This window comes from Devosia sp. (assembly GCF_017307495.1).
GTDB lineage: Bacteria > Pseudomonadota > Alphaproteobacteria > Rhizobiales > Devosiaceae > Devosia_A.
In genome coordinates, this window is record NZ_JAFKHE010000024.1 from 76,594 (window position 1) to 97,865 (window position 21,272).

General features: G+C 66.4%; 17 protein-coding genes. 7 read left to right on the forward strand and 10 right to left on the reverse strand.

The genetic code is table 11. The features are described 5' to 3' along the window. Positions 1-264: 264 nt before the first annotated feature. On the forward strand, positions 265-1,755 hold the full coding sequence (locus J0I99_RS15495; protein WP_291398540.1) for an ATP-binding protein: 1,491 nt from the start codon (positions 265-267) through the stop codon (positions 1,753-1,755). Positions 1,756-1,799: 44 nt separating this feature from the next. On the opposite strand, the gene J0I99_RS15500 is transcribed toward J0I99_RS15495, so the two are convergent. After that, positions 1,800-2,072, reverse strand: coding sequence for a DUF2312 domain-containing protein (locus tag J0I99_RS15500; protein ID WP_291393393.1), 273 nt, complete (start codon positions 2,070-2,072; stop codon positions 1,800-1,802). 204 nt (positions 2,073-2,276) lie between these two features. Between J0I99_RS15500 and J0I99_RS15505 the strand changes: the two genes are divergently transcribed. The 3 genes from J0I99_RS15505 (at position 2,277) to J0I99_RS15515 (ending at position 5,822) form a co-directional block, all read left to right on the forward strand. Beyond that, positions 2,277-2,909, forward strand: a complete 633-nt coding sequence (locus J0I99_RS15505; protein ID WP_291393391.1) for a DUF1036 domain-containing protein — start codon at positions 2,277-2,279, stop codon at positions 2,907-2,909. Then, positions 2,906-4,342, forward strand: coding sequence for a pyruvate kinase (pyk, locus tag J0I99_RS15510; RefSeq protein ID WP_291398541.1), 1,437 nt, complete (start codon positions 2,906-2,908; stop codon positions 4,340-4,342). The genes J0I99_RS15505 and pyk overlap by 4 nt, the downstream gene beginning before the upstream one ends. Positions 4,343-4,418: 76 nt before the next feature. Further along, a complete protein-coding gene (locus tag J0I99_RS15515; RefSeq protein ID WP_291398542.1) occupies positions 4,419-5,822 on the forward strand; it encodes a M20/M25/M40 family metallo-hydrolase in 1,404 nt (467 codons plus the stop codon). Positions 5,823-5,950: 128 nt separating this feature from the next. Here the strand turns inward: J0I99_RS15515 and ykgO are convergent, their stop codons facing one another. Beyond that, on the reverse strand, positions 5,951-6,076 hold the full coding sequence (ykgO, locus tag J0I99_RS15520) for a type B 50S ribosomal protein L36 (RefSeq protein ID WP_055046235.1): 126 nt from the start codon (positions 6,074-6,076) through the stop codon (positions 5,951-5,953). 157 nt (positions 6,077-6,233) lie between these two features. Here ykgO and J0I99_RS15525 point away from each other — a divergent pair, with 157 nt between their 5' ends. Next, positions 6,234-6,722, forward strand: coding sequence for a response regulator (locus J0I99_RS15525; RefSeq protein WP_291393384.1), 489 nt, complete (start codon positions 6,234-6,236; stop codon positions 6,720-6,722). A 580-nt stretch (positions 6,723-7,302) separates the two neighbouring features. Here the strand turns inward: J0I99_RS15525 and J0I99_RS15530 are convergent. The 8 genes from J0I99_RS15530 to J0I99_RS15565 form a co-directional block, all read right to left on the reverse strand. After that, positions 7,303-8,310, reverse strand: a complete 1,008-nt coding sequence (locus J0I99_RS15530; protein WP_291391609.1) for an ABC transporter ATP-binding protein — start codon at positions 8,308-8,310, stop codon at positions 7,303-7,305. After that, complete coding sequence (locus J0I99_RS15535; protein WP_291398543.1) at positions 8,310-9,293, reverse strand: ABC transporter ATP-binding protein; 984 nt, start codon at positions 9,291-9,293, stop codon at positions 8,310-8,312. Before J0I99_RS15535 ends, J0I99_RS15530 begins: the two co-directional genes overlap by 1 nt. A 1-nt stretch (position 9,294) precedes the next feature. Beyond that, positions 9,295-10,209 (reverse strand): ABC transporter permease, encoded by a 915-nt coding sequence (locus J0I99_RS15540; RefSeq protein WP_291391593.1) that lies wholly within the window; start codon positions 10,207-10,209, stop codon positions 9,295-9,297. Continuing rightward, positions 10,209-11,132, reverse strand: a complete 924-nt coding sequence (locus J0I99_RS15545) for an ABC transporter permease subunit (protein WP_291391594.1) — start codon at positions 11,130-11,132, stop codon at positions 10,209-10,211. The genes J0I99_RS15540 and J0I99_RS15545 overlap by 1 nt, the downstream gene beginning before the upstream one ends. Positions 11,133-11,240: 108 nt before the next feature. Beyond that, positions 11,241-12,854 carry a peptide ABC transporter substrate-binding protein gene (locus J0I99_RS15550; protein ID WP_291391595.1) on the reverse strand — a complete coding sequence of 538 codons (1,614 nt, stop codon included), beginning with the start codon at positions 12,852-12,854 and terminating at the stop codon, positions 11,241-11,243. 187 nt (positions 12,855-13,041) lie between these two features. Beyond that, positions 13,042-14,325: an acetyl-CoA C-acetyltransferase gene (locus J0I99_RS15555; protein WP_363278339.1), complete on the reverse strand. Its 1,284-nt coding sequence runs from the start codon at positions 14,323-14,325 to the stop codon at positions 13,042-13,044. After that, a complete protein-coding gene (locus J0I99_RS15560) occupies positions 14,325-16,310 on the reverse strand; it encodes a 3-hydroxyacyl-CoA dehydrogenase NAD-binding domain-containing protein (RefSeq protein ID WP_291398544.1) in 1,986 nt (661 codons plus the stop codon). The genes J0I99_RS15555 and J0I99_RS15560 overlap by 1 nt, the downstream gene beginning before the upstream one ends. 20 nt (positions 16,311-16,330) lie before the next feature. Next, entirely contained in the window at positions 16,331-18,814 is a 2,484-nt protein-coding gene (locus J0I99_RS15565) for an acyl-CoA dehydrogenase (protein WP_291398545.1), read from the reverse strand. Between the two features lie 340 nt (positions 18,815-19,154). On the opposite strand from J0I99_RS15565, the gene J0I99_RS15570 reads away from it, so the two are divergent. Further along, a complete protein-coding gene (locus tag J0I99_RS15570) occupies positions 19,155-20,873 on the forward strand; it encodes a long-chain fatty acid--CoA ligase (RefSeq protein ID WP_291398546.1) in 1,719 nt (572 codons plus the stop codon). Further along, positions 20,860-21,252, forward strand: a complete 393-nt coding sequence (locus J0I99_RS15575; protein WP_291391599.1) for a MerR family transcriptional regulator — start codon at positions 20,860-20,862, stop codon at positions 21,250-21,252. The genes J0I99_RS15570 and J0I99_RS15575 overlap by 14 nt, the downstream gene beginning before the upstream one ends. The last annotated feature ends 20 nt before the right edge of the window (positions 21,253-21,272 follow it).

The following is a 21,272-nucleotide window of genomic DNA, read 5'->3' on the forward strand; positions in this document are numbered from 1 at the left end:
CGTGATCCTCCCCCGCGGGGCGGGGGAGGGAGACCGCCGTAGGTGGTGGAGGGGGCCACCACCCTCACCATTTTCCGCCAGTCACTCTCGATGTCATCCCCGCGAAAGCGGGGATCCCCGTTTTTTTGCGGGCACCGCAAACAGAGGTTCCCGCTTTCGCGGGAATGACCGGTGTGGAGGCGATAGACCGCCCTCCATGACAACGTGTGTGTGGAGAGGCTACTGCACGCCCTAGCCTCCCCAAGAATCAGCTAACCACATCCCATGCAGGTCGCGATCGACATGGGTGTGGCGCAGGGTGGCGCCGAGGCGAAGCTCGATCTCGAGGAACTGCTCGCGACGCGCCTGCTCGTGCAGGGCAATTCCGGTTCCGGCAAGTCCCACCTCCTCCGCCGCCTGCTCGAACAGAGCGCCCCCTGGGTGCAGCAATGCATCGTCGATCCCGAGGGCGATTTTGTCACCCTCGCCGACAGATACGGCCACCTCGTCGTCGATGCCTCGCGCTCGGAGAGTGAGCTCACCACCATTGCCAACCGCGTCCGCCAGCACCGCGTGTCGGTGGTGCTGAGCCTCGAAGGCCTCGATGTCGAGCAGCAGATGCGCTGCGCCGCCGCCTTCCTCGGCGGCCTGTTCGATGCCGACCGCGACTACTGGTACCCCATGCTCGTCGTCGTAGACGAAGCCCAGCTCTTCGCTCCGGCCATCGCCGGCGAAGTGAGCGACGAAGCGCGCAAGCTGTCGCTCGGCGCCATGACCAACCTGATGTGCCGCGGCCGCAAGCGTGGCCTTGCCGGAGTCATCGCCACGCAGCGCCTCGCCAAGCTCGCCAAGAACGTCGCCGCCGAGGCGTCCAACTTCCTGATGGGCCGCACCTTCCTCGATATAGACATGGCCCGCGCGGCCGACCTGCTCGGCATGGAGCGCCGGCAGGCCGAGATGTTCCGCGATCTGAACCGCGGCCACTTCGTCGCCCTCGGCCCCGCCATGTCGCGCCGGCCGTTGCCCATGGTCATCGGCCCGGTCGAGACCTCGGCCCGCTCCTCGAGCCCCAAGCTGATGCCGCTGCCGGACCAGCCGGCCGACGCCAGGGACCTGATCTTCGCCCCGGTGCCCGAAGCACCGCGACCCGTTCGCCGCGCCCCGCCGCCACCGCCGCCCTCGACCAACGATCTCCTTGCCCAGCTGGTGCGCACCCAGGTGCCGCAGCCGCGTCCCGAGGAGCCGGCGGTCGACGAAGCCGAGCGCGATGGCGCCATCGACGACGTTATCCGCGAGCTGCTCGAGGACCGCGACGCCGCCTATCGCTCGGTCGCCGTGCTGTATCAGGATTTCCTCGTCCGTTGCCGCATCCGGCGCGTCCCCGGCGAGGCGCTGGCCCTCCCCGCCTTCCGCCGCAAGCTCGCGGTCGTCCGTGCCGGCGTGGCCGGGGAAACGGCTCAGTCCGAGGCCTGGCAGAACGCATTGGCGATGTCGAGCGAACTCGCCGACGACGTGCAGGGGGTATTCCTAGTGCTCGCCCGCGCCGCGGTCGAGGGCCTTGCCTGCCCGTCCGACGCTACCCTTGCCCGGGCCTACGGCACGCACTCGACCGGCCGCGCCCGGCGCCTGCTCACCTGGTTCGAGGAACGCGGCCTGCTCGTCGTCCGCATGGACCTCAGGCACCAGCGCATCGTTGCCTTCCCGGATCTCGGCGCCGAAACCGCACCGGGCAATCCCGGTGCGCCGGACTATGACGCGCGAACGGCAGCGGAATAGAAAAGGCCGCCCCGCGGGCGGCCTCGTCTCGTTCGTCGTTCGGCCTATTCGTCTTCGCTGGGCGCCGCCGCCATGCCCAGGGCGGTGAGGTAGAGCTCGAGCAGCGCTTCCTGCTCCATGCGCTCGTTGTGGTCCTGCTTGCGGATCGACACGATCTTGCGCAGCACCTTGGTGTCGAAGCCGTTGCCCTTGGCCTCGGCATAGACCTCCTTGATGTCGCCGGAGATCGCCGCCTTTTCCTCCTCGAGGCGCTCGATGCGCTCGATGAAGGCCTTGATCTGGTCCTGGGCGACGCTATCGGGAGAGACGGTAGCCATAGTCGTAGTCCTCTTCGTTTAAGACCCCGTTCAACCCGGTTGGAGCGCCCGGTTCAAGGTCAATCGACGCCTATCCACACCGCGCCCGCCGAGCCCCCTCCAATTTCCGCCAAAACCCTCCGATAGCGGTTGACAGCGCGCGGGACGCTTTGCACAACACCTCGCGCGCTGCAAACGATTTCAGGCGTCGAATCCGGACGGTCCATGCGCTATATCCTCGCCATCGCCGGCGTGCTCGCTGCGGCCTTCGTCGCTGCGTCGATCTGGGCCTTCCTGCCCCGCACCCTCGCGCCGCAGAGCGTCGTGGCGCAGGAGCAGGCGCCGGCCCCCAACGCCGCGGCCGACACCAGCCAGGGCAGCTTCCGCGTCTGCAACGAAACCGCCAACAAGGTCTCCATCGCCTTCGGCTACCGTGCCGAGAAGGGCTGGCAGTCCGAGGGCTGGTGGGTGGCCGAGCCGTCCAACTGCGTCACCATCTATCGCGGCGACCTCGAAGCGCGCCGCTACTACTATCTCTACGCCGCCGACGACGTCAGCGGCGGCGCCTGGGATGGCAACGTGTTCATGTGTACGCGTGACGAAACCTTCACCATCTTCGGGGTTGAGGATTGCCTGGCGCGGGGCTACGAACGCACGGGGTTCTTCGAGGTCGACACGCATAACCGTAGCGACTGGACCTTGCAGCTGACCGAAGGGGAGGTGGTCGGCGGCGAGCCGGACTCCACCGAGACCGTGCCGCTCGAAGGCGACCTGCCGACCGACGGTAACTTGCCTGCCGACGGCGGCGATGCGCCGACCGATGACGCTCCCACTGATGAAGGTGCAGACATTCAATGAGACGCATGAGACGCGTGAAGATCGTGGCGACCCTGGGGCCGGCCTCCAATGACGAGGCCACGATCGAGAAGCTGGCGCGCGCCGGTGCGGATGTCTTCCGCATCAACATGAGCCATGCCAGCCACGAACTGCTGAAGCAGACCGTCGGCTACATCCGCAATGTCGAGGCCCGGCTGCACCATCCGCTCGGCGTGCTGGTCGACCTGCAGGGCCCCAAGCTCCGTGTCGGCAGGTTCGCCGAGGGCGCCATCCAGCTCGTCGCCGGCGCGAAGTTCACCCTCGACAGCTCGGACACGCCCGGCACGCTCGACCGCGTCTTCCTGCCCCATCCGGAAATCCTCGAGTCCGTCTCGGTCGGGGATCGCCTGCTGCTCGACGACGGCAAGCTGCAGCTGCGCGCCACCAAGGTCGGCGGCGGCCAGGTCGAGACCGAGGTCATCTACGGCGGCAAGCTCAGCGACAGGAAGGGCGTCAGCCTGCCCGACACGCTGCTCCCCATGGGCGCGCTCACCGAGAAGGATCACGCCGACCTGCTCAAGGGTCTCGAGGCCGAAGCCGACTGGATCGCCGTCAGCTTCGTGCAGCGCCCCGAGGACATCATCGATATCCGCAAGATCGTCCAGGGCCGGGCCGGCGTCATGGCCAAGATCGAGAAGCCGCAGGCAGTGGAGCGTCTCGAGGAGATCATCAAGCTGTGCGACGCCTTCATGGTGGCGCGCGGCGACCTCGGCGTCGAGATGCCGCTCGAGCAGGTCCCCGGCCTGCAGAAGCGCATGATCCGCATCGCCCGCCGCTACGGCAAGCCGGTGGTGGTCGCCACCCAGATGCTCGAATCGATGATCACCTCGCCGGTCCCGACCCGCGCCGAAGTCTCGGACGTGTCGATCGCCGTGTTCGAGGGCGCCGACGCCGTCATGCTCTCGGCCGAGAGCGCTTCCGGCCAGTACCCGGTCGAAGCCGTGGCCATGATGAACAAGGTCGCGATCGCCGTCGAAGGCGACGTCAACTATCGCGGCATCATCCGCGCCCAGGCCGCCGAGCCCGAGGCAACCGCGGCCGATGCCATCTCGGCCGCCACCCGCCAGGTCGCCGAGACCCTCGACCTCGCCGCCATCGTCACCTACACCTCGTCCGGCTCGACCGCCATCCGCGCCGCCCGCGAGCGGCCGAGCAAGCCCATCCTGGCGCTCTCGCCCAACCTGCGCACGGCCCGCCGCCTGTCGGTGGTCTGGGGCATCCACTGCGTGGAATCGCCCGACGCGGTAAACCTCGAGGACATGGTCGATCGCGCCTGCGTCATCTCCTACCAGGAGGGTCTCGCCCGTCCGGGCGACCGCATCGCCATCACCGCCGGCATCCCGCTCGGCACGCCCGGCGCCACCAACATGCTGCGCATCGCCTTCGTCCGCCAGGACGGCGCCGGCTCGTCGTGAGCGCGCAAAACCTGCTATCACTCCCGGCCTTCCCGTTCGCGGGGAGGCCGCTTGTTCATCTCAGAGAGAAATGCCGATGACCACCAAGCTCGAAGCCGCCCAAGTCCTTGAGAAGGCATTGGCCCACGCCGATGCCCACATCGGCGACAGCCTCGAGCGCCTGAAGACCCTGGTGGCCATCAAGTCGATCTCCACCGATCCGGCCTATGCCGGCGAGGTGAAGCGCGCCGCCGACTGGGTCGCCCACGAACTCGAAGGGCTCGGCTTCTCCGCCTCGGTCCGCCCCACTCCGGGCCATCCCGTCGTCGTCGGCCATGCCGGCAGCACCGGCCCGCACGTGCTGTTCTACGCCCACTACGACGTGCAGCCGGTCGATCCGATCGAACTCTGGAACACCGATCCCTTCACTGCCACGCTGGTGCAGGGCGAGGACGGCGAGACCCGCATCGTCGGCCGCGGCACCTCCGACGACAAGGGCCAGTTGCTCACCTTCGTCGAAGCCTGCCGAGCCTGGAAGGCCGTCAACGGCCAGCTGCCGCTCAGGGTCACCATCGTCTCCGAAGGCGAGGAGGAATCGGGCGGCAAGAATCTCCCCGCCTTCCTCGAGGCCAACAAGGCGGAGTTGGGCCAGGCCGACATCGCGCTCGTCTGCGACACCGACCTGTGGAACCGCGACACGCCCGCCATCGTCACCTCGCTGCGCGGCCTCGTCGGCGAGGAAGTCGAGATCACCTGCGCCAGCCATGACCTCCACTCGGGCATGTACGGCAACGCCGCGCGCAACCCGATCCAGGTGCTGGCCGACATCATCGCCAGCCTGCGCAATCCCGACGGCAGCGTCGCCATCGACGGCTTCTACGACGACGTCGCCGAACTGCCGGCCGACATCGCCGCGCTGTGGAAGCGCCTGCCCTATGACGAAGCCGCGTTCATGAAGGGCGCCGGCCTCACCACGCCCGCCGGCGAAAAGGGCCGCTCCGTCCTCGAGCAGACACGCTCGCGCCCCACCTGCGAGATCAACGGCATCACCGGCGGCTACACCGGCGACGGCTTCAAGACGGTGATCCCGGCCAAGGCCAGGGCCAAGATCTCCTTCCGCCTCGTCTCGGGCATGGACCCGGTCAGGATCCGCGCCGCCTTCCGCAAGCATGTCACCGACCGCCTGCCGCCCGATGCCACCGCGACCTTCGCCGAACATGGTGGCAGCCCCGCCGTTTCCGTCCCCACCGATGGCGCCTTCCTCAAGCAGGCTGCCGCCGCGCTCAAGGACGAGTGGGGCCACGAAGCGGCCCTGATCGGCTCGGGCGGCTCGATCCCCGTGGCCGGGGAGTTCAAGAAGATCCTCGGACTCGACACGCTGCTGATCGGCTTCGCGCTGGATGACGACCGCATCCACTCGCCCAACGAGAAGTACGACCTGAGGAGCTTCCACAAGGGCATCCGCTCCTGGTTGCGGATCATCGCCGCCCTCGCCGCATAGGCCCCGCCGGCGCTCGACCGGTGTGCCCGGGGCGCCAGCGCGCCCCGGCGCCTGCATTGGCCCATGCCGGAATGCGAAAAGGCCCGCCGGAGCGGGCCTTTTCGGAGATCGTCGCAGGTGAGCGCCGCTCAGCCCTGGCGGGCCTTGTAGCGCTTGTCCACCTTGTTGATGATGTACACGCGGCCGCGGCGGCGCACGAGCTTGTTGGCACGATGGCGACCCATCAGAGCCTTGAGCGAATTGGTGACCTTCATTCCAAACCTCGGAACAGAAACAAAAAGAGGCGCGCCGCGCCTATGAATTGGCGCTGTACCTAAGGGCAAAAACCCCTGCTGTCAACGGCTCGGCGCGGGTTTTCCGGCCTTTGCCGGTTAACCGGCCGGCAAGGCACCGGTGCGACAATGGCACATCATGCTCAAGCCCGATTTTTCCAAGCTTGATATCCTCGTGGTCGATCCCTCGCCGCACATGGCGGCGCTCGTCGGCCAGATGCTGCGGCACATCAAGGTGCGCCGGATCGACGAGGCCCACGATTCCGACAGGGCGGCGCTGCTGCTGCAATCGCATCGTTTCGGCGCCATCATGCTGAACGACCGCTTGCTGCCGATGAACGGGCTCGCCCTGGTCAGGGCCCTGCGCCAGGCAGGCGAGGGGCTCAACCGCGACACCCCGGTGATCATGATGTCATCCGAGCCCGACGCCGCCGAGATCACCGCGGCGCGCGATGCCGGAGTCACCGAGTTCCTGCGCAAGCCGTTTGCCGCCCAGCACATCGCCAGCCGGCTGAACGCGATCATGGCGGCGCCGCGCCCCTTCGTCGAGGGCGGCGGTTTCGTCGGTCCCGACCGCCGCCGCCGCCGCGGCGACTACAAAGGCAGCGAACGCCGATCGCGGGGCTGAAGTCGCATCACCGGCCTCTCCATCATCCTCCCGCCTGCTCCCCTCCCCCTTGAGGGGAGGGGTTGGGGGTGGGGGTCCATCGGAGGGTCACCGCGCTACCCCCCTCGGTCCCTCCGCTCAAGGGGGTGGGAGGCCCTGCAACCTCAGAGCCTGGGGTTCAGCTCGACACCGAGACAGCCTGCTCCCCTCCCCCCTGAGGGGAGGGGTTGGGGGTGGGGGTCGGTCGGTGGATCACCGCACCACCCCCTCCCTCAGTCCCTCCCCTCAAGGGGGAGGGAGGCGCTGCAACCTCAGAGCCCGGGGTTCAACTCGACACCGAGACAGCCTGCTCCCCTCCCCCTTGGGAGGGGTTTGGGGGTGGGGGTCCATCGGTGGATCGCCGCACCACCCCGTCCCTCGGTCCCTCCCCTCAAGGGGGAGGGAGGCGCTGCCGCCTCAGGGCCCGGGGTTCAGCTCGACACCGAGACAGCCTGCTCCCCTCCCCCTTGGGAGGGGTTTGGGGGTGGGGGTCCATCGGCGGTCACCGCACTACCCCACTCCCTTGGTCCCTCCCCTCAAGGGGGAGGGAGGCGCTGCAGCCTCACGGCCCGGGGTTCAGGTCGATCTCCTGCCAGCGGATGCAGGCCACCCGCCGTCCGCCCGGCAATGTCTCGAGCGGCGGCACTTTGTCGGCGCAGCGTGCTTCGGCGAACCGGCACCGCGTCCGGAACGTGCACCCCGACGGCTGGTTGATCGGTGACGGGATCTCGCCCACGAGCCCCTCGATCGTGCGTTGCCGCGCCCGCTTGGGATCGGGGATCGGCACGGCGGTGAGCAGCGCCCGCGTATAGGGATGCTTGGGATCGTCATAGAGGTCGTCGCCGTCGGCGAGCTCGACGATCCGGCCGAGGTACAGCACAAGGATGCGGTCCGACACGTGCCGCACGACGCTGAGGTTGTGCGAGATGAAGATCAGCGTCAGCCCCAGCCGCTCCTTGAGGTCGGAGAGCAGGTTCAGGATCTGCGCCTGGATCGACACGTCGAGCGCCGACACCGGCTCGTCGCACACGATCAGCTTCGGCTCGCTGATCAGCGCCCGGGCAATGCCGATGCGCTGCGCCTGCCCGCCCGAGAACTCGTGCGGATAGCGGTTGATCATCTCGGGCAGCAGGCCCACCGCCTCCATCGTCCGGATCACCCGGTCCCGCCGCCCCTTGGCGTCGATCTCGGGCATCAGCGTCTTCAATGGGTCGGCGATGATCTCGCCCACCGTCATGCGCGGATTCAGCGACGCCAGCGGATCCTGGAAGATGATCTGCAGGTCGCGCCGCTTCTTGCGCATCTCGGCTTCGGGCAGGCGCGAAATATCCTGGCCGAGCCAGAGCACCCTGCCCTGGTCCGGCGTCAGGAGCTGCAGGATGCAGCGGCCGAGCGTCGACTTGCCGCAACCGCTCTCGCCCACGATGCCCAGCGTTTCGCCGCGCTTCACGGTGAAGCTGATGTCCTGCAGGGCCCTGAGCTCGAACGGCTTGGCGAAGAGGCCGGCCGAAATCGAGAAGTTCTTGTAGAGGTTTTCGACCTTGAGCAGGTCTTCGGTCCGGTCGAGCATCACGCGACCTCCTCGTAGTTCAACTCGCCCTGGTACCAGCACGCCTTCTCGCGCACGTCTTCCACCGGCAGCAGGGGCGGCCGCTCCTCGAAGCAGCGATCGAAGCGGAAGGCACAACGGGGATGGAAGGCGCAGCCGCGCGGCAGGTGTTCGAGGCTCGGCGGCAGCCCCTGGATCGGATCGAGCCGGGCGGCCCGCTTGTCGACATTGGGCGTCGAATGCAGCAGGCCCAGCGTATAGGGGTGGCGCGGGTCGTAGAACAGCGTGTCCGTCGGCCCCTTCTCGATGCAGCGCCCGCCATACATCACCATCATGCGATCGGCGACGCCGGCCACCACGCCGAGATCGTGCGTGATCAGCACCAGGGCCGTGCCGAAATCGTTGGTCAGGGTCTTGAACAGGTCGAGCATCTGCGCCTGCACGGTGACATCGAGGGCCGTGGTCGGCTCGTCCGCGATCAGCACCTTGGGCCGGCACAGCAGCGCCATCGCGATCATGACGCGCTGTCGCATGCCGCCCGATAGTTCGTGCGGATAGGCGCTGGCGCGCTTGACCGGTTCGGGAATGCCGACCCGCTCCAGCATCTCGATGACTGCCCGGTTGGCTCTTTCCCGGTCGTAGCCCTGGTGCCGGACCAGCACCTCGCCCAGTTGTGTCCGGATCCTCAGCGCGGGATTCAGCGAGGTCATCGGGTCCTGGAAGATCATGGCGATGTCCTTGCCGCGATAGCGGTCAAGCTCACCGGGGCTGAGCCCGATGAGATTGGTGTCGCCCAGCATGGCCCGGCCGGAACCTTTGCCGTTCTTGGCCAGCAATCCCATGATCGACAGGAACGCCTGGCTCTTGCCCGAGCCACTTTCCCCCACCACGGCGAGCGTCTCGCCTTCGGCGAGGGCAAAATCGAGGTCCGAGACGGCTTTCACCTCGGAATTGTGCAGCTGGAAGGTGACGTCGAGATCGTCGACGACGAGGACATCGGCCATTCTAGCGGTCCTTGGGATCGAGCGCGTCGCGCAACCCGTCGCCGATATAAGAGAGGCAGACGAGCATGACGACGAGGAAGGCGGCAGGGGTGAACAGCATCCAGGGCAGCGCCTCGGCCACTGGCGCGCCGAACGAGATCAGCGTGCCGAGCGAGGTCTGCGGTTCCTGCACCCCGAGGCCGAGGTAGGAGAGGAAGCTCTCGGTGAGGATGATTTCCGGCACGGTGAGCGTGGCGTAGATCACCACCGGGCCGGTAAGGTTAGGCACCACGTGCCGGAAGATGATGGCGAACGGACCGGCGCCGCCGGCCCGCGCCGCCTCGACGAACTCGCGCTGTTTGATGCTGAGCGTCTGGCCGCGAACGATACGCGCCATGGTCAGCCATTCGAGGCAGCCGATGCCGACGAACAGCAGCACCGGAGAGCGCCCGAAGATCACCACCAGGATGATCACGAACAGGATGTAGGGCAGCGCGTACATGATATCGACGAAGCGCATCATCACCGCGTCGATCTTGCCGCCGAAATAGCCCGCAATGGCGCCGTAGATGATGCCGATCACCACCGAAACGACGGTGGCAACGGTCGCCACGAGCAGCGACATCTGCGTGCCCTGCAGTGTGCGGGCCAGCATGTCGCGGCCATTCTGGTCGGTGCCGAAATAGTGGCCCTTGACCCAGTCCGGCGGCTTGCGGATCGCCGACCAGTCGATCTTGTCGTAGGTCCAGGGCAGGAAGTACGGGCCAGCCAGTGCGAACAGCACCAGTGCGGCGAGCACGAAGATCGAGACGAGCGCGGCCTTGTTGCGGCTGAGCCGGCGCAAGGCGTCCTGCGTCAGCGAGCGGCCTTTGGGAGCTGCCGCAAGCGCGTCTGCATAGGCGGTGAGGGTGGCGTCCTTGCCGGTGATCCCAGCCATCAGCGGAACCTCACCTTGGGATCGAGCCAGGCGTAGACGACGTCGACGATCAGGTTGAGCGCGAGAATGATGAACACGTAGAGGATCGTCGTGCCGAGCACGACGCCATAGTCGCGGTTGAGCGCCGCGGTGATGAAGTACTTGCCGATGCCCGGCAGCGCGAACACCTGCTCGACGACCAGCGAACCGGTCAGCAGGTACGAGAGGCCCGGCCCGAGATACGAAACCACCGGGATCAGCGCTGGCTTGATGGCATGCCGCGCCAGGATCAGTCGGGCGCCGAGGCCCTTGGACCGCGCGGTGCGGATATAGTTGGTGCCGAGCACTTCGATCATCGAGCCGCGGGTCAGGCGGGCGACGCGCGCGCCATGCGGCATCGCAAGGATCAGCACAGGCAGCACCAGGTTGAGCCAGGCGCCCGGCGTATAGCCGCCCACCGGCAGCCAGTGCAGGTATACGCCGAACACCAGTTGCACCACGTTGGCCATCAAGAAGTTGGGAATGATGATCGGGATCAGCACCACGAACACCAGCAGGTAGTCGGGCCAGCGGTTCTGGTTGACCGCCGCGATGGCGCCGGCGACGAGCCCGGCCACGGTGCCCACGATGAACGCGGTAAAGCCCAGCATCAGCGTGAACGGCAGGCCGATGCCGATGAGCCGCGCGACAGTGAAGTCCTTCATCACCATCGAGGGGCCGAAATTGCCCTGCGCCACGCCCGCGACATAGCGGAAGAACTGCATCACCAGCGGTTCGTCGAGGTGATAGTAGGCGCGGATGTTCCGCAGCTGGTCGGGTGGCAGGGCCCGCTCGCCGTCGAAGGGACCGCCGGGCGCCAGGCGCAGGATGAAAAAGCATACCGTGATCGTGAGCAGCACGATCGGGATAGCCGTGAGTACGCGCCTGAGCGCATAGCCTAGCATCTCGTTTGTGACCTTTCCCGCCAGTGCGCGGGATCATCGCCGATAGACGGCGGAAATGGGAATCGGCCGCGAAGTCCCAACTCCGCGGCCGCTCTCTTTCGCGAGACTCTACTCGGACTTGCTCATCCAGCGGACACGATTGATGTCCTTGGCATTGTCCTCGAAGCCCGTGATCTTGGGCGAAACGACGTTCTTGCTGACGTACCAGTAGATCGGGATCGCAGCGAACTGGTCCATGGCCAGCTTCTCGGCCTCGTGCAGCAGCGCGGCGCGCTTGACGAGGTCGAGTTCCTTGGAGGCCTGGTCGAGCAGGGCGTCGTACTTCGGGTCGCTGAAGCGGCCGTAGTTGTTGCCCCAGTTCATCGTGTCGCCCTGCTTCACGCCGGACTTCAGCAGGTCGAGCGTGTTGGAGGCGTCGTCGTAGTCGAGCAGCCAGCCGGCGCGACCGACGTTGAAGTCGCCGGCACGCAGCGCGTCGTAGTGCACGGCGGTCTCGGCGTTGAACAGCTCGACCTCGACGCCGATCTGCTTCCACATGTCAGCGATGGCGACGGCGATGCGCTGGTGGTTCTCGTTGGTGTTGTAGCGCAGCTGCAGCTTCAGCGGCTTGTCCGGGGTGTAGCCGGCATCCGCCATCAGCTTCTTGGCCTCCTCGACGCGCTGGTCGTAGGGCTCCTTGGACCAGTCGGGCAGGTACTGCTCGCCCTCGTAGTTGCCGGTGCCGGGCGGGACCCAGCCATAGGCCGGCAGTTCGCCGGTGCCCAGCACGTCGGGACCGATCACGTCACGCAGCACCGAGATCGACAGGGCCTTGCGGATGTTGACGTTGTCCAGCGGCGGCTTTTCCTGGTTCAGCACGTAGTAGTAGATGCCCAGGAACGGCGCGACGTGGGCCTGGCCCGGGTAGTTGTCCTGCAGGAACTTGTACTGGTCGGCCGGGAAGTCGGTGAGGATGTCGAGTTCACCCGCGCGGTAGCGGTTGAGCGCCGCGGTCAGGTCCTCGGTATTGTCCCACTTGATCTCGTCGATCTTCAGGCTGTCCTTGCCGTAATAGGTGTCGGACTTGACGCCGCGCAGGTACGAACCGGGCACCCACTCGACCAGCTTGTAGGGGCCGTTGCCGACGATGTTCTCGGGCTGCGTCCACTGGTCGCCGAACTTCTCGATGATGTCCTTGCGGATCGGATAGGCGGTGTAGTGGGTCAGCGCGCCGATGAAATACGGCGTCGGGGATTCAAGCGTGATCTCGAGCGTCTTGTCGTCGATGGCCTTGACGCCGAGCTGGCTGAAATCGGTGATTTCACCCGAGCCGATCTTGGCCGAATTCTTGATCGGATACTGCAGGTAGGCATAGTCGGCAGCGGTCTTGGGATCGAACAGGCGCTGGAAGGCGTCGACCCAGTTCTGCGCCACGACCGGCTGCCCGTCGCTCCACTTGGCATCGGCGCGGATCTTGAACGTGTAGACGAGGCCATCGTCGGAAATGGTCCAGGATTCCGCCTGGCCGGGGATCGGCTGGGCATGGATGTCCTCGGCGGCCAGACCCTCGAACAGCTCGCCGACGATCCGGTTTTCCCAGTCGCCCGACGCCTTGTGCGGGTCGATCGAACCGGGCTCGCTGCCATTGCCCAGGTTCAGCGTCACGGCCTGTGCCGCGCTCGCCATGAACAGCGCTAACGCGCCGGCGGTCGCGACCGCTTTCAGGACCTGCGTTATTTTCATTCTTGTCCCATCTCCTATGAAAAAGACATTTCCCGACGTGCCTGGCGACTAGGATGCCATGCCTCTATTTATCCCGACTGGTCGAAACCGTCGGATTGGGTACGGACCCTATGGCATCGGCTTTTCCGTGACAAGACGGTGACTGACGTAAGCGTCAAGCCGGGGGAGGCTGGGGAAAATGTGGCGCTCAGGCGGCTCTTTCGACCAGTGCCGCTACGCCCATGCCGCCTGCAGTGCACACCGAAATCAGCGCGCGTTGCTTGCCCGAGGTCGCCAGTGACTTGGCCGTCAGGCCGAGGATTCTGGCGCCGGTCGCCGCGAACGGATGCCCGTAGGCGAGGCTCGAACCGCGCACGTTGATCCGATCCGGGTCGATCTCGCCCAGCGGCGTGTCGCGCCCGAGCGTCACGCGATTGTAGTCCGGGTCGCGCCAGGCCTTGAGGGTCGCCAGTACCTGCGCCGCGAAGGCCTCGTGGATCTCGAACAGGTCGATATCGGCGAACGTCAGGTTCGAGCGCCTGAGCATCTCGCTCACGGCAATCGTCGGCGCCATCAGCAGTCCCTCGCCGCCGGCGAAATCGTTGGCCGCCACCTGCCCCAGCGTCAGGTAGGCCAGCACGGGCAGACCGCGCGCCCGGGCCCAGTCCTCGCTGGCCAGCAGCACCGAGGCCGCTCCGTCGGTCAGCGGCGTCGAATTGGCGGCGGTCAGCGTGCCGTGCCCTGATTGCTTGTCGAAGGCCGGCTTCATCGTCGCCATCTTCTCGAGGCTGGTGTCGGCGCGCACGTTGTTGTCCTTCAGCACCCCGGCGAAGGGCACCACGAGGTCGTCGTGAAAGCCCTCGTCATAGGCGCGCGCCGCGTTCTGGTGGCTCCTGAGCGCCAGCGCATCCTGCTCCTCGCGCGAAATGTCCCATTGCCGCGCCATCAGCTCGCAATGCTGGCCCATCGAGAGGCCGGTACGCGGCTCCTGCGTCGAGGGCGCCACCGGCGTCAACTCGCCGAGGTTGAAGCCCTTGAACGCCTTGAGCTTCTCGCCAGTCGTCCGGGCCCGACTGAGGTTAATGGCACGGTGCTGGAACTTGTCGCCGAAGACGACGGGACTGTCGGAAACCGTATCCGTTCCCGCCGCGATGGCGCTGTCGATCTCGCCGATCGCGATCTTGGCGCCCAGCGCCAGCGCAGCCTGCAGCGAGGTCCCGCAGGCGATCTGCACGTTCGTGCCCGGCGTGCGCGGCGACAGCCCGGCATCGAGGCTGGCCTCGCGGGCGAGGTTGAAATCGCGGCTGTGGCTCAGCACGGCGCCGGCCATCACCTCGCCGATATGCTCGCCCCTGAGGTTGTATTTCTCGACCAGCCCGCCCAGCGCCGCGCCGAGCATCGTGAGGTTCCCCTCCTCGGCATAGCCCGTATAGGCGCGGGCGAAAGGGATGCGGGCCGAACCGACAATGGCGACTTTCCTCAGTTCAGCCATCAGGCCCTCCCGTCCTTGCGGGCCTGCATCGGCCCTCCGAGGAACGGCGCGAAGCCCGTCCCGTAGATGACGCCGATATCGGCCAGGTCGTCCGACGCGACGACGCCCTCGGCCACTGCAACGGCCGTGGCATTGACCAGCGGCTGCACCAGCTCGCGCCCGAGTCCCGCGAGATCGGGATGCGGCGGCACCTCGCCCTTCACCGCCTTGCCGTTGCTCCAGGTATAGAAGCCCTGCCCGGTCTTGCGGCCCAGCTTCCTGTCGGCGATCAGCCGTGCGAACTGGCTGTCGGGCGCCACCGGATTGCCCAGTTCCTCGGCCACCGACTTGCCGACGTCGAGGCCGACGGTGTCCATCAGCTCGATCGGCCCCATCGGCATGCCGAAGGCCACCGCGGCGGCATCGATCTGCTCCTTGTTGGCGCCCGCTTCGACCCGCTGCACCGCGCCCAGCATGTAGGGCATCAACACGCGGTTGACGAGGAAGCCCGGCGCCGACTTCACCACCACCGGCGACTTGCCGATGGCGAGCGCAAAGGCCGCGCCACGGGCGATGTCGGCATCGGCGTTGAAGCGCGAGCGGATCACCTCGACCAGCGGCAGTTGCGCCACCGGGTTGAAGAAATGCAGCCCGATCAGCCGGCCGGGCGCCGTCAGGTTCTCGGCGATGCGCTCGAGCTCGATCGAGGACGTATTGGTGGCAAGGATCGCGCCCGGCCTGGTCTTGAGCTCGGCCTCGGCGAAGATCTTGCGCTTGATCTCGAGGTTTTCGACCACCGCCTCGATCACCACGTCGGCGCGGGCAAGGCCCTTGCCGGTAACGTCGGCCTCGAGCCGCGCCACGGCGTTGTCGATCTCGGTCTTGGACCTGAGCCGCTTCCTGAACAGCGCCTTGGCCCGGTCGAGCGCCGGCTTGATACGCTCCATGTCGAGATCCTGCAGCGTCACCCCCATGCCGCGCAGCGCGCACCAGGCAGCAATGTCGCCGCCCATCACGCCGGCGCCGATCACGTGCACGCGCCGGAAAACCGGCTTGTCCTTGCCGCGTACGCCCTGCTTCTTGAGGCCTTCGGACAGGAAGAACACCCGACGCAGGTTCTTCGACGTGTTGGAGTTCATCAGCGGGATGAAGCGTTCGGCCTCGCCCCGTTTCATGGCGCGCCAGTCGTCGCCATGCTGCTCGAACAGCTCGATCAGCGAGTACGGGGCAGGATAGTGCTCGGGCTTGGCCTTCCTGCCGACCTCGGCGCGCATCTTGTTGGCGACATAGCCACGCACCGGTCCAAGCGCCATGACGCGCTTGGTGAAGGGCGCCGGGCTGCTCTTCCTCGCCTGCAGCACGGCCTTGCGCGCCTCCCAGCGCAGCGTGTCGCGCACCCGCACCAGCTTGTCGACCAGCCCCATGCGGCGGGCCGGGCTGGCGCGCAGCAGCTTGCCGGTCAGCATGATCTGCATCGCATCGACCGGCCCGGCCTGCCGGATCGAGCGGCCCGAGCCGCCGAAACCCGGGAAGATGCCAAGGTTGACCTCGGGGAAGCCGAGCCGCGTCCTGTCGTCGTTCACCGCCACCCGGTAGTGGCAGGCGAGTGCCAGCTCCAGCCCACCGCCGAGGCAGAAGCCGTGGATACCGGCCACCACCGGCACCTTCAGCGCCTCGATGCGGTCGAACAGCCCATGCGCCCGGTCGAGCGCGGCGCGCAGCACGCCGGGATCGCTCATTTCGTCGAATTCGGTGATGTCAGCCCCGGCGATGAAGCCGCTGTCCTTGCCCGAGAGCAGGACCACGCCCTTGAGCTCGCCCGAACTGGCCATCTCCTCGAGGGCGGTGACGATGCCGGCCAGTTCCGCCAGCGTCTCGCGGCTCAGCGTGTTGACCGGCGCATCCGGCACGTCAATGGTCAGCCAGCCCAGGCCCTCGAAATCGAGGTGGAACGTGAAGGCACGGCTCGGCGGCATTTGCACGTTTGGGGTCTGCATCTGGGCCATTTCCGGCTCCTTGCTGGTCTTTATTCGGCGGCTTCTTCGATCGGCCGTTCGCGGCGCAACTGCCTGGATCCCAGTTCGTCCGGATCGAAGTCGTCGACCTTGATGACGCGGTCGGTGGCGTGGTCGGCGAGCCGGAGCGTTGCCGCCTCGGCTTCGGTCAGCACGCCCTTTTCAACCGCGTCGGAAATCGCATCGCGGTCGAGCCGGCGTTCGACCACGCCCTTCTTGATGGCGCGGATGAACTTGGTCTCGATTTCGGCTGCGCCGGTGACCTTGACCAGCGCATCCTCGAGCACACCCGTGATGTCCTTGGGATCCATCGAGACATATACCCCCTTGGTCAGCCGGTCGCGGAAGGCGCCGGGCTGCAACACCGAGCGTGCCAGGCGGTAGGTCTCGCGATCCGTGGCCGGCTTGGCATGGCGTCCGAGGGGGAACACAAGCAAGCGCATCGCGTTCCGCAGCACGAAATTGGGGAAGTTGGCGAACACGGCGGCAAAGCTCTGCTCGATCGAAAAGATCAGGTCGCGGGCAATGGCGTTGACCACCGGGCGATCCTCCTCGAGCCGGCCGTCGTCCTCGTAGCGCTTCAGCGTGGCCGACAGCAGGTAGAGGTCCGAGAGGATATCGGCCATGCGGCCTGAAAGCCGCTGCTTGCGCTTGAGATCGCCGCCGAGGAACGCCACGGTCCAGTCGCCGACCAGTGCAAAGCTCTGGCTGTAGCGGGCGAGTTGCCTGTACCAGCCCGCCATCTCGTGATCGACCGGGGTTGACGCAAAGGCGCCAAGACTGATCGCATGCAGGAAGCTGCCAACCATGTTGCGCAGCATGAAGCCGACATGTCCGGTGAAGGCCTTGTCGAACGCGGCGATGCCGGCCTTCCTGTCCTTGTTCTGCGCCGCTGAAATTTCGGCATAGAGGTAGGGATGCGCGCGCAGCGCCCCCTGCGCGAAGGTGATCAGCGTGCGCGTCAGGATGTTCGCGCCTTCCACCGTGATCGCCACCGGCGTCGTGGCATAGCCCGAGAACAGGTAGTTGGTCGGCCCGTCCTGCACGGCGCGGCCGCCATGGATGTCCATGGCGTCGTTGAAGGCCGATCGCATCGCCTCGGTGGTGCGGTACTTGAGCAGCGCCGACAGCACCGAGGGGCGCTGGCCTTCATCGACCATCGACGCGGTGAGCGCGCGCGAGGCCTCGTAGAGATAGGACCAGCGGACCATGCGGCTCAGCGGCTCGGCGACGCCTTCCATCAGCCCGACCGGAATGCCGAACTGGCGGCGGATGCGGGCATAGGCCGAGGTGACGCGCAGCGCGTACTTGATCGACACCGTGCCGATGGCCGGCAAAGAGATGGCGCGCCCGGTGGCAAGGCACTCCATCAGCATGCGCCAGCCCTGCCCGACATACTCCTTGCCGCCGATGAGGAAATCCATCGGGATAAAGACATTGCGGCCCTGGGTCGGGCCGTTCATGAAGGCCGAGCGCGACGGGTAATGCCGGCGCCCGATCTTGACGCCCGGGAACTTGGCTGGCACCAGCGCCAGCGTGATGCCGACATTGTCGACCTCGCCGATCAGGTGCTCGGGGTCATGCAGGTGGAAGGCGAGGCCGAGCAGCGTCGCCACCGGCGCCAGCGTGATGTAGCGCTTGTCCCAGCTGAGCTTGACGCCCAGCGTCTTCTTGCCCTCGTACATGTCGTAGCAGACCACGCCGACATCGCGCATGCCGGCCGCATCCGAGCCGGCATGCGGGCCGGTGAGCGCAAAGCACGGCACTTCCTGGCCCTTGGCGAGGCGGCCGAGATACTTCTTCTTCTGGTCCTCGGTGCCGTATTTCTCGAGCAGTTCGCCCGGCCCGAGCGAGTTGGGCACCATCACCGTGATGCCCGCGGCGATCGAGCGCGAGGCGATCTTGCTCACCACCTGGCTCTGCGCCTGGGCAGAAAAGCCGAGACCGCCATGCTCGCGGCCGATCAGCATGCCCAGGAACCCCTGCTCCTTGAGATAGGTCCACACGGCCGGCGGCAGGTCGGCGCGATTGTTGCGCGTATCCCAGTCGTCGATCATCGCGCAGACCTTCTCGACCGGCCCGTCGAGGAAGGCCTGCTCCTCGGTCGAGAGCGTCGGCTTGCGCACCCCGAGCAGCTTGGTCCAGTCCGGCCGGCCTGAGAACAGTTCCGCGTCCCAGCCGACCGTACCGGCGTCGAGCGCCTCCTGCTCAGTCCGGCTCACGCGCGGCAGGATCGACTTCACGATGCCATAGGCCGGCCCGGTAAGGATGACCCTGCGCACCGGCGTCAGCGCGAGCAGCGCCAGGATCGCGGCCGGCAACAGCGCCAGCACCCACCCGAGCGTGTCCGTCATCAGCCACAGGCCATTGTGCGTCGAGATGCGGCTCAGCGCGCCGACGACCAGCGCCACCAGCGCCCACTGCCACAGGGGAGCGCGACGCATGGCGAGCACCGCGATGGCGACGAGCGTCAGGACAAGGAGCACCCAGACCATCGATATCCTCCTCTGCCGAACCGGCACTGGCGCCGCGCCGGAGGTGACGGTCAACCACCTCGCGAGCCCGCCCGGACCGACTCCACGAGACGGGAGTCTAGGCGCGAGCCAGCACCATCCGCCACAAAATACCGCCAGTTGACGTATACGTCAATCTGGCGACGTATAAGGCAATTCGAAAAGTCCAGAAGGTGCAATGAAAGATGGCGGAGGACTGCCGGTCCATTCCTGCAGCAACGGCATCCGATTGGTTCGAGTTCCAACGTCCTCCATTTGACGCTTACGTCACTTGGTGGAATACTCTTTTCAACACTGGCGACACAGCCGGAGGAGGAGAGAGATGGCAACCGAGCCCGAAAAAGGCATGGAACGCCCGTGGGTTAGTCACTATCCCGAGGGCATCTCCTGGGATACGCCGGTGGACCTCACCCCCGTCCACGAACAGGTCCTCGCCGCCTGCGCCCGCACCCCCCAGTCCGACGCCCTCGACTTCCTCGGCAAGAAGACCCGTTACGGAGAATTAGGCAAACAAATCAATGCTTTCGCCGGCGCGCTGCAGTCCGAGTTCGGCATCGCCAAGGGCACCCGCGTCGCCCTCCTCCTCCCCAACACCCCCTTCTACGTCATCGCCTACTACGCCATTCTCCGCGCCGGCGGAATCGTGGTGAACTGCAACCCGCTCTACACCGTCAAGGAACTCACCCACATCGTCGGCAATGCCGGCGCCGAGCTGATGGTGACCCTGGATCTCAGCCAGGTGTTCGACAAGGCCGAGAAGCTGGCCGAGGCCGGCCACGTCAAGAAGCTGATCGTCTGCCACTTCCCAGACGCCCTGCCCGGGCCCAAGAAGTTGTTGTTCAAGCTGGCAAAATCCGGGGACTTGCGAAAGCTCGACCGCTCCACCGTCGCGGACCGCATCACCCGCTTCGACCAGATGCTGGCCAGGAAGCTCGCCCCCCAACCGGTGACAATCGATCCGAAGTCTGATGTCGCGGTGCAGCAATATACCGGCGGTACGACGGGCCTGCCCAAGGGCGCGATGTTGAGCCATGCCAATATCGCCGCCAATCTCAGCCAGATCGACGCCTGGGGCTGCGGCCTGTTCTACCCGCCGAGCCGCGTGGTCGCCGTGCTGCCGTTCTTCCACATCTTTTCCATGACCGTGTGCATGAACGTGCCGCTCTCGGTCGGCGCCCAGGTGGTGATGCTCCCCCGCTTCGAGCTCAAGGCGTTCCTGCAGTTGATGAGCCGCACCGGCGCCAATGTCCTGCCGGCCGTGCCCACCCTGATCCAGGCGCTGGCCAGGACCGGCGAGCGCGCGAAGCCGCACCTCGTCTCGGTGGAAGTCGCCATCTCCGGCGGCGCGCCACTGAGCGACGAGGTGCGCGAGAACTGGTCGAAGGTCAGCACCGCCCTGCTTGCCGAGGGCTACGGCCTGACCGAGGCGTCGCCGGTCGTCTGCTGCGCCGCACTGCGTGTGCCGAGCAAGCCCAGGTCGATCGGTCAGCCCCTGCCTGCCACCGATATCCGCTTCGTCGACGTGGACACCAATCAGGTGGTGCCCCTCGGCCAGCGCGGCGAGCTGCAGGTGAAGGGGCCGCAGGTGATGCTGGGCTATCACGACAACCCCGAGGCCACCCGAGCCGCCTTCATGGACGGCTGGCTGCGCACCGGCGATGTCGGCATCATGGACGATGACGGCTATGTCTTTATCGTCGACCGGATCAAGGACCTGATCATCTGCTCGGGCTTCAACGTCTACCCCCGCAATGTCGAGGAGGCGATCCTGCAACATCCAGCCGTGGAAGAAGCCAACGTCATCGGCGTGCCCGACGAGTATCGCGGCGAGGCGCCCGTCGCCTTCGTTAAGCTCAAGGACGGCCAGCAGACCTCGGAAGCCGAGCTCAAGAAATTCCTTGCGCAGAGCCTGAACAAGATCGAAATGCCCAAGGAAATCATCTTCAAGGATCAGCTCCCCAAGACGCTGATCGGCAAGCTGAGCAAGAAAGAGCTGCGCGAGGAATACGCAGCGCGGGGCGAGACGCATGAACCGGCCTGAACCCGAAAACCGCGACCTGTTCGCGATCGCCGACCTGAGCCGGGAATTCGGCATCTCGACCCGGGCCATCCGCTTTTACGAGAGCAAGGGCCTGCTCAACCCGGAGCGCGTCGGCAGCACCCGCGTCTTCCGCCGTCGCGACCGCGCACGACTGATCCTGATCCTGCGCGGCAAGCGCCTGGGCTTTTCGCTGCGCGACATCTCGGATTATCTCAGCCTCTACGACGCCCAGTCGCAGACCCGCCAGGTCAGCATGCTTATCGAGAAGGTCGACGAGCGGCTCGGCCTGCTCGAGCGGCAGAAGAAGGACCTTGAGACGACGATCAGCGAGTTGCGCGAGATCCGCAAGCTCGCCGACGAGCAGATGGCGCGGTCATAGGTCGCCAGTCCAGTGGGGTG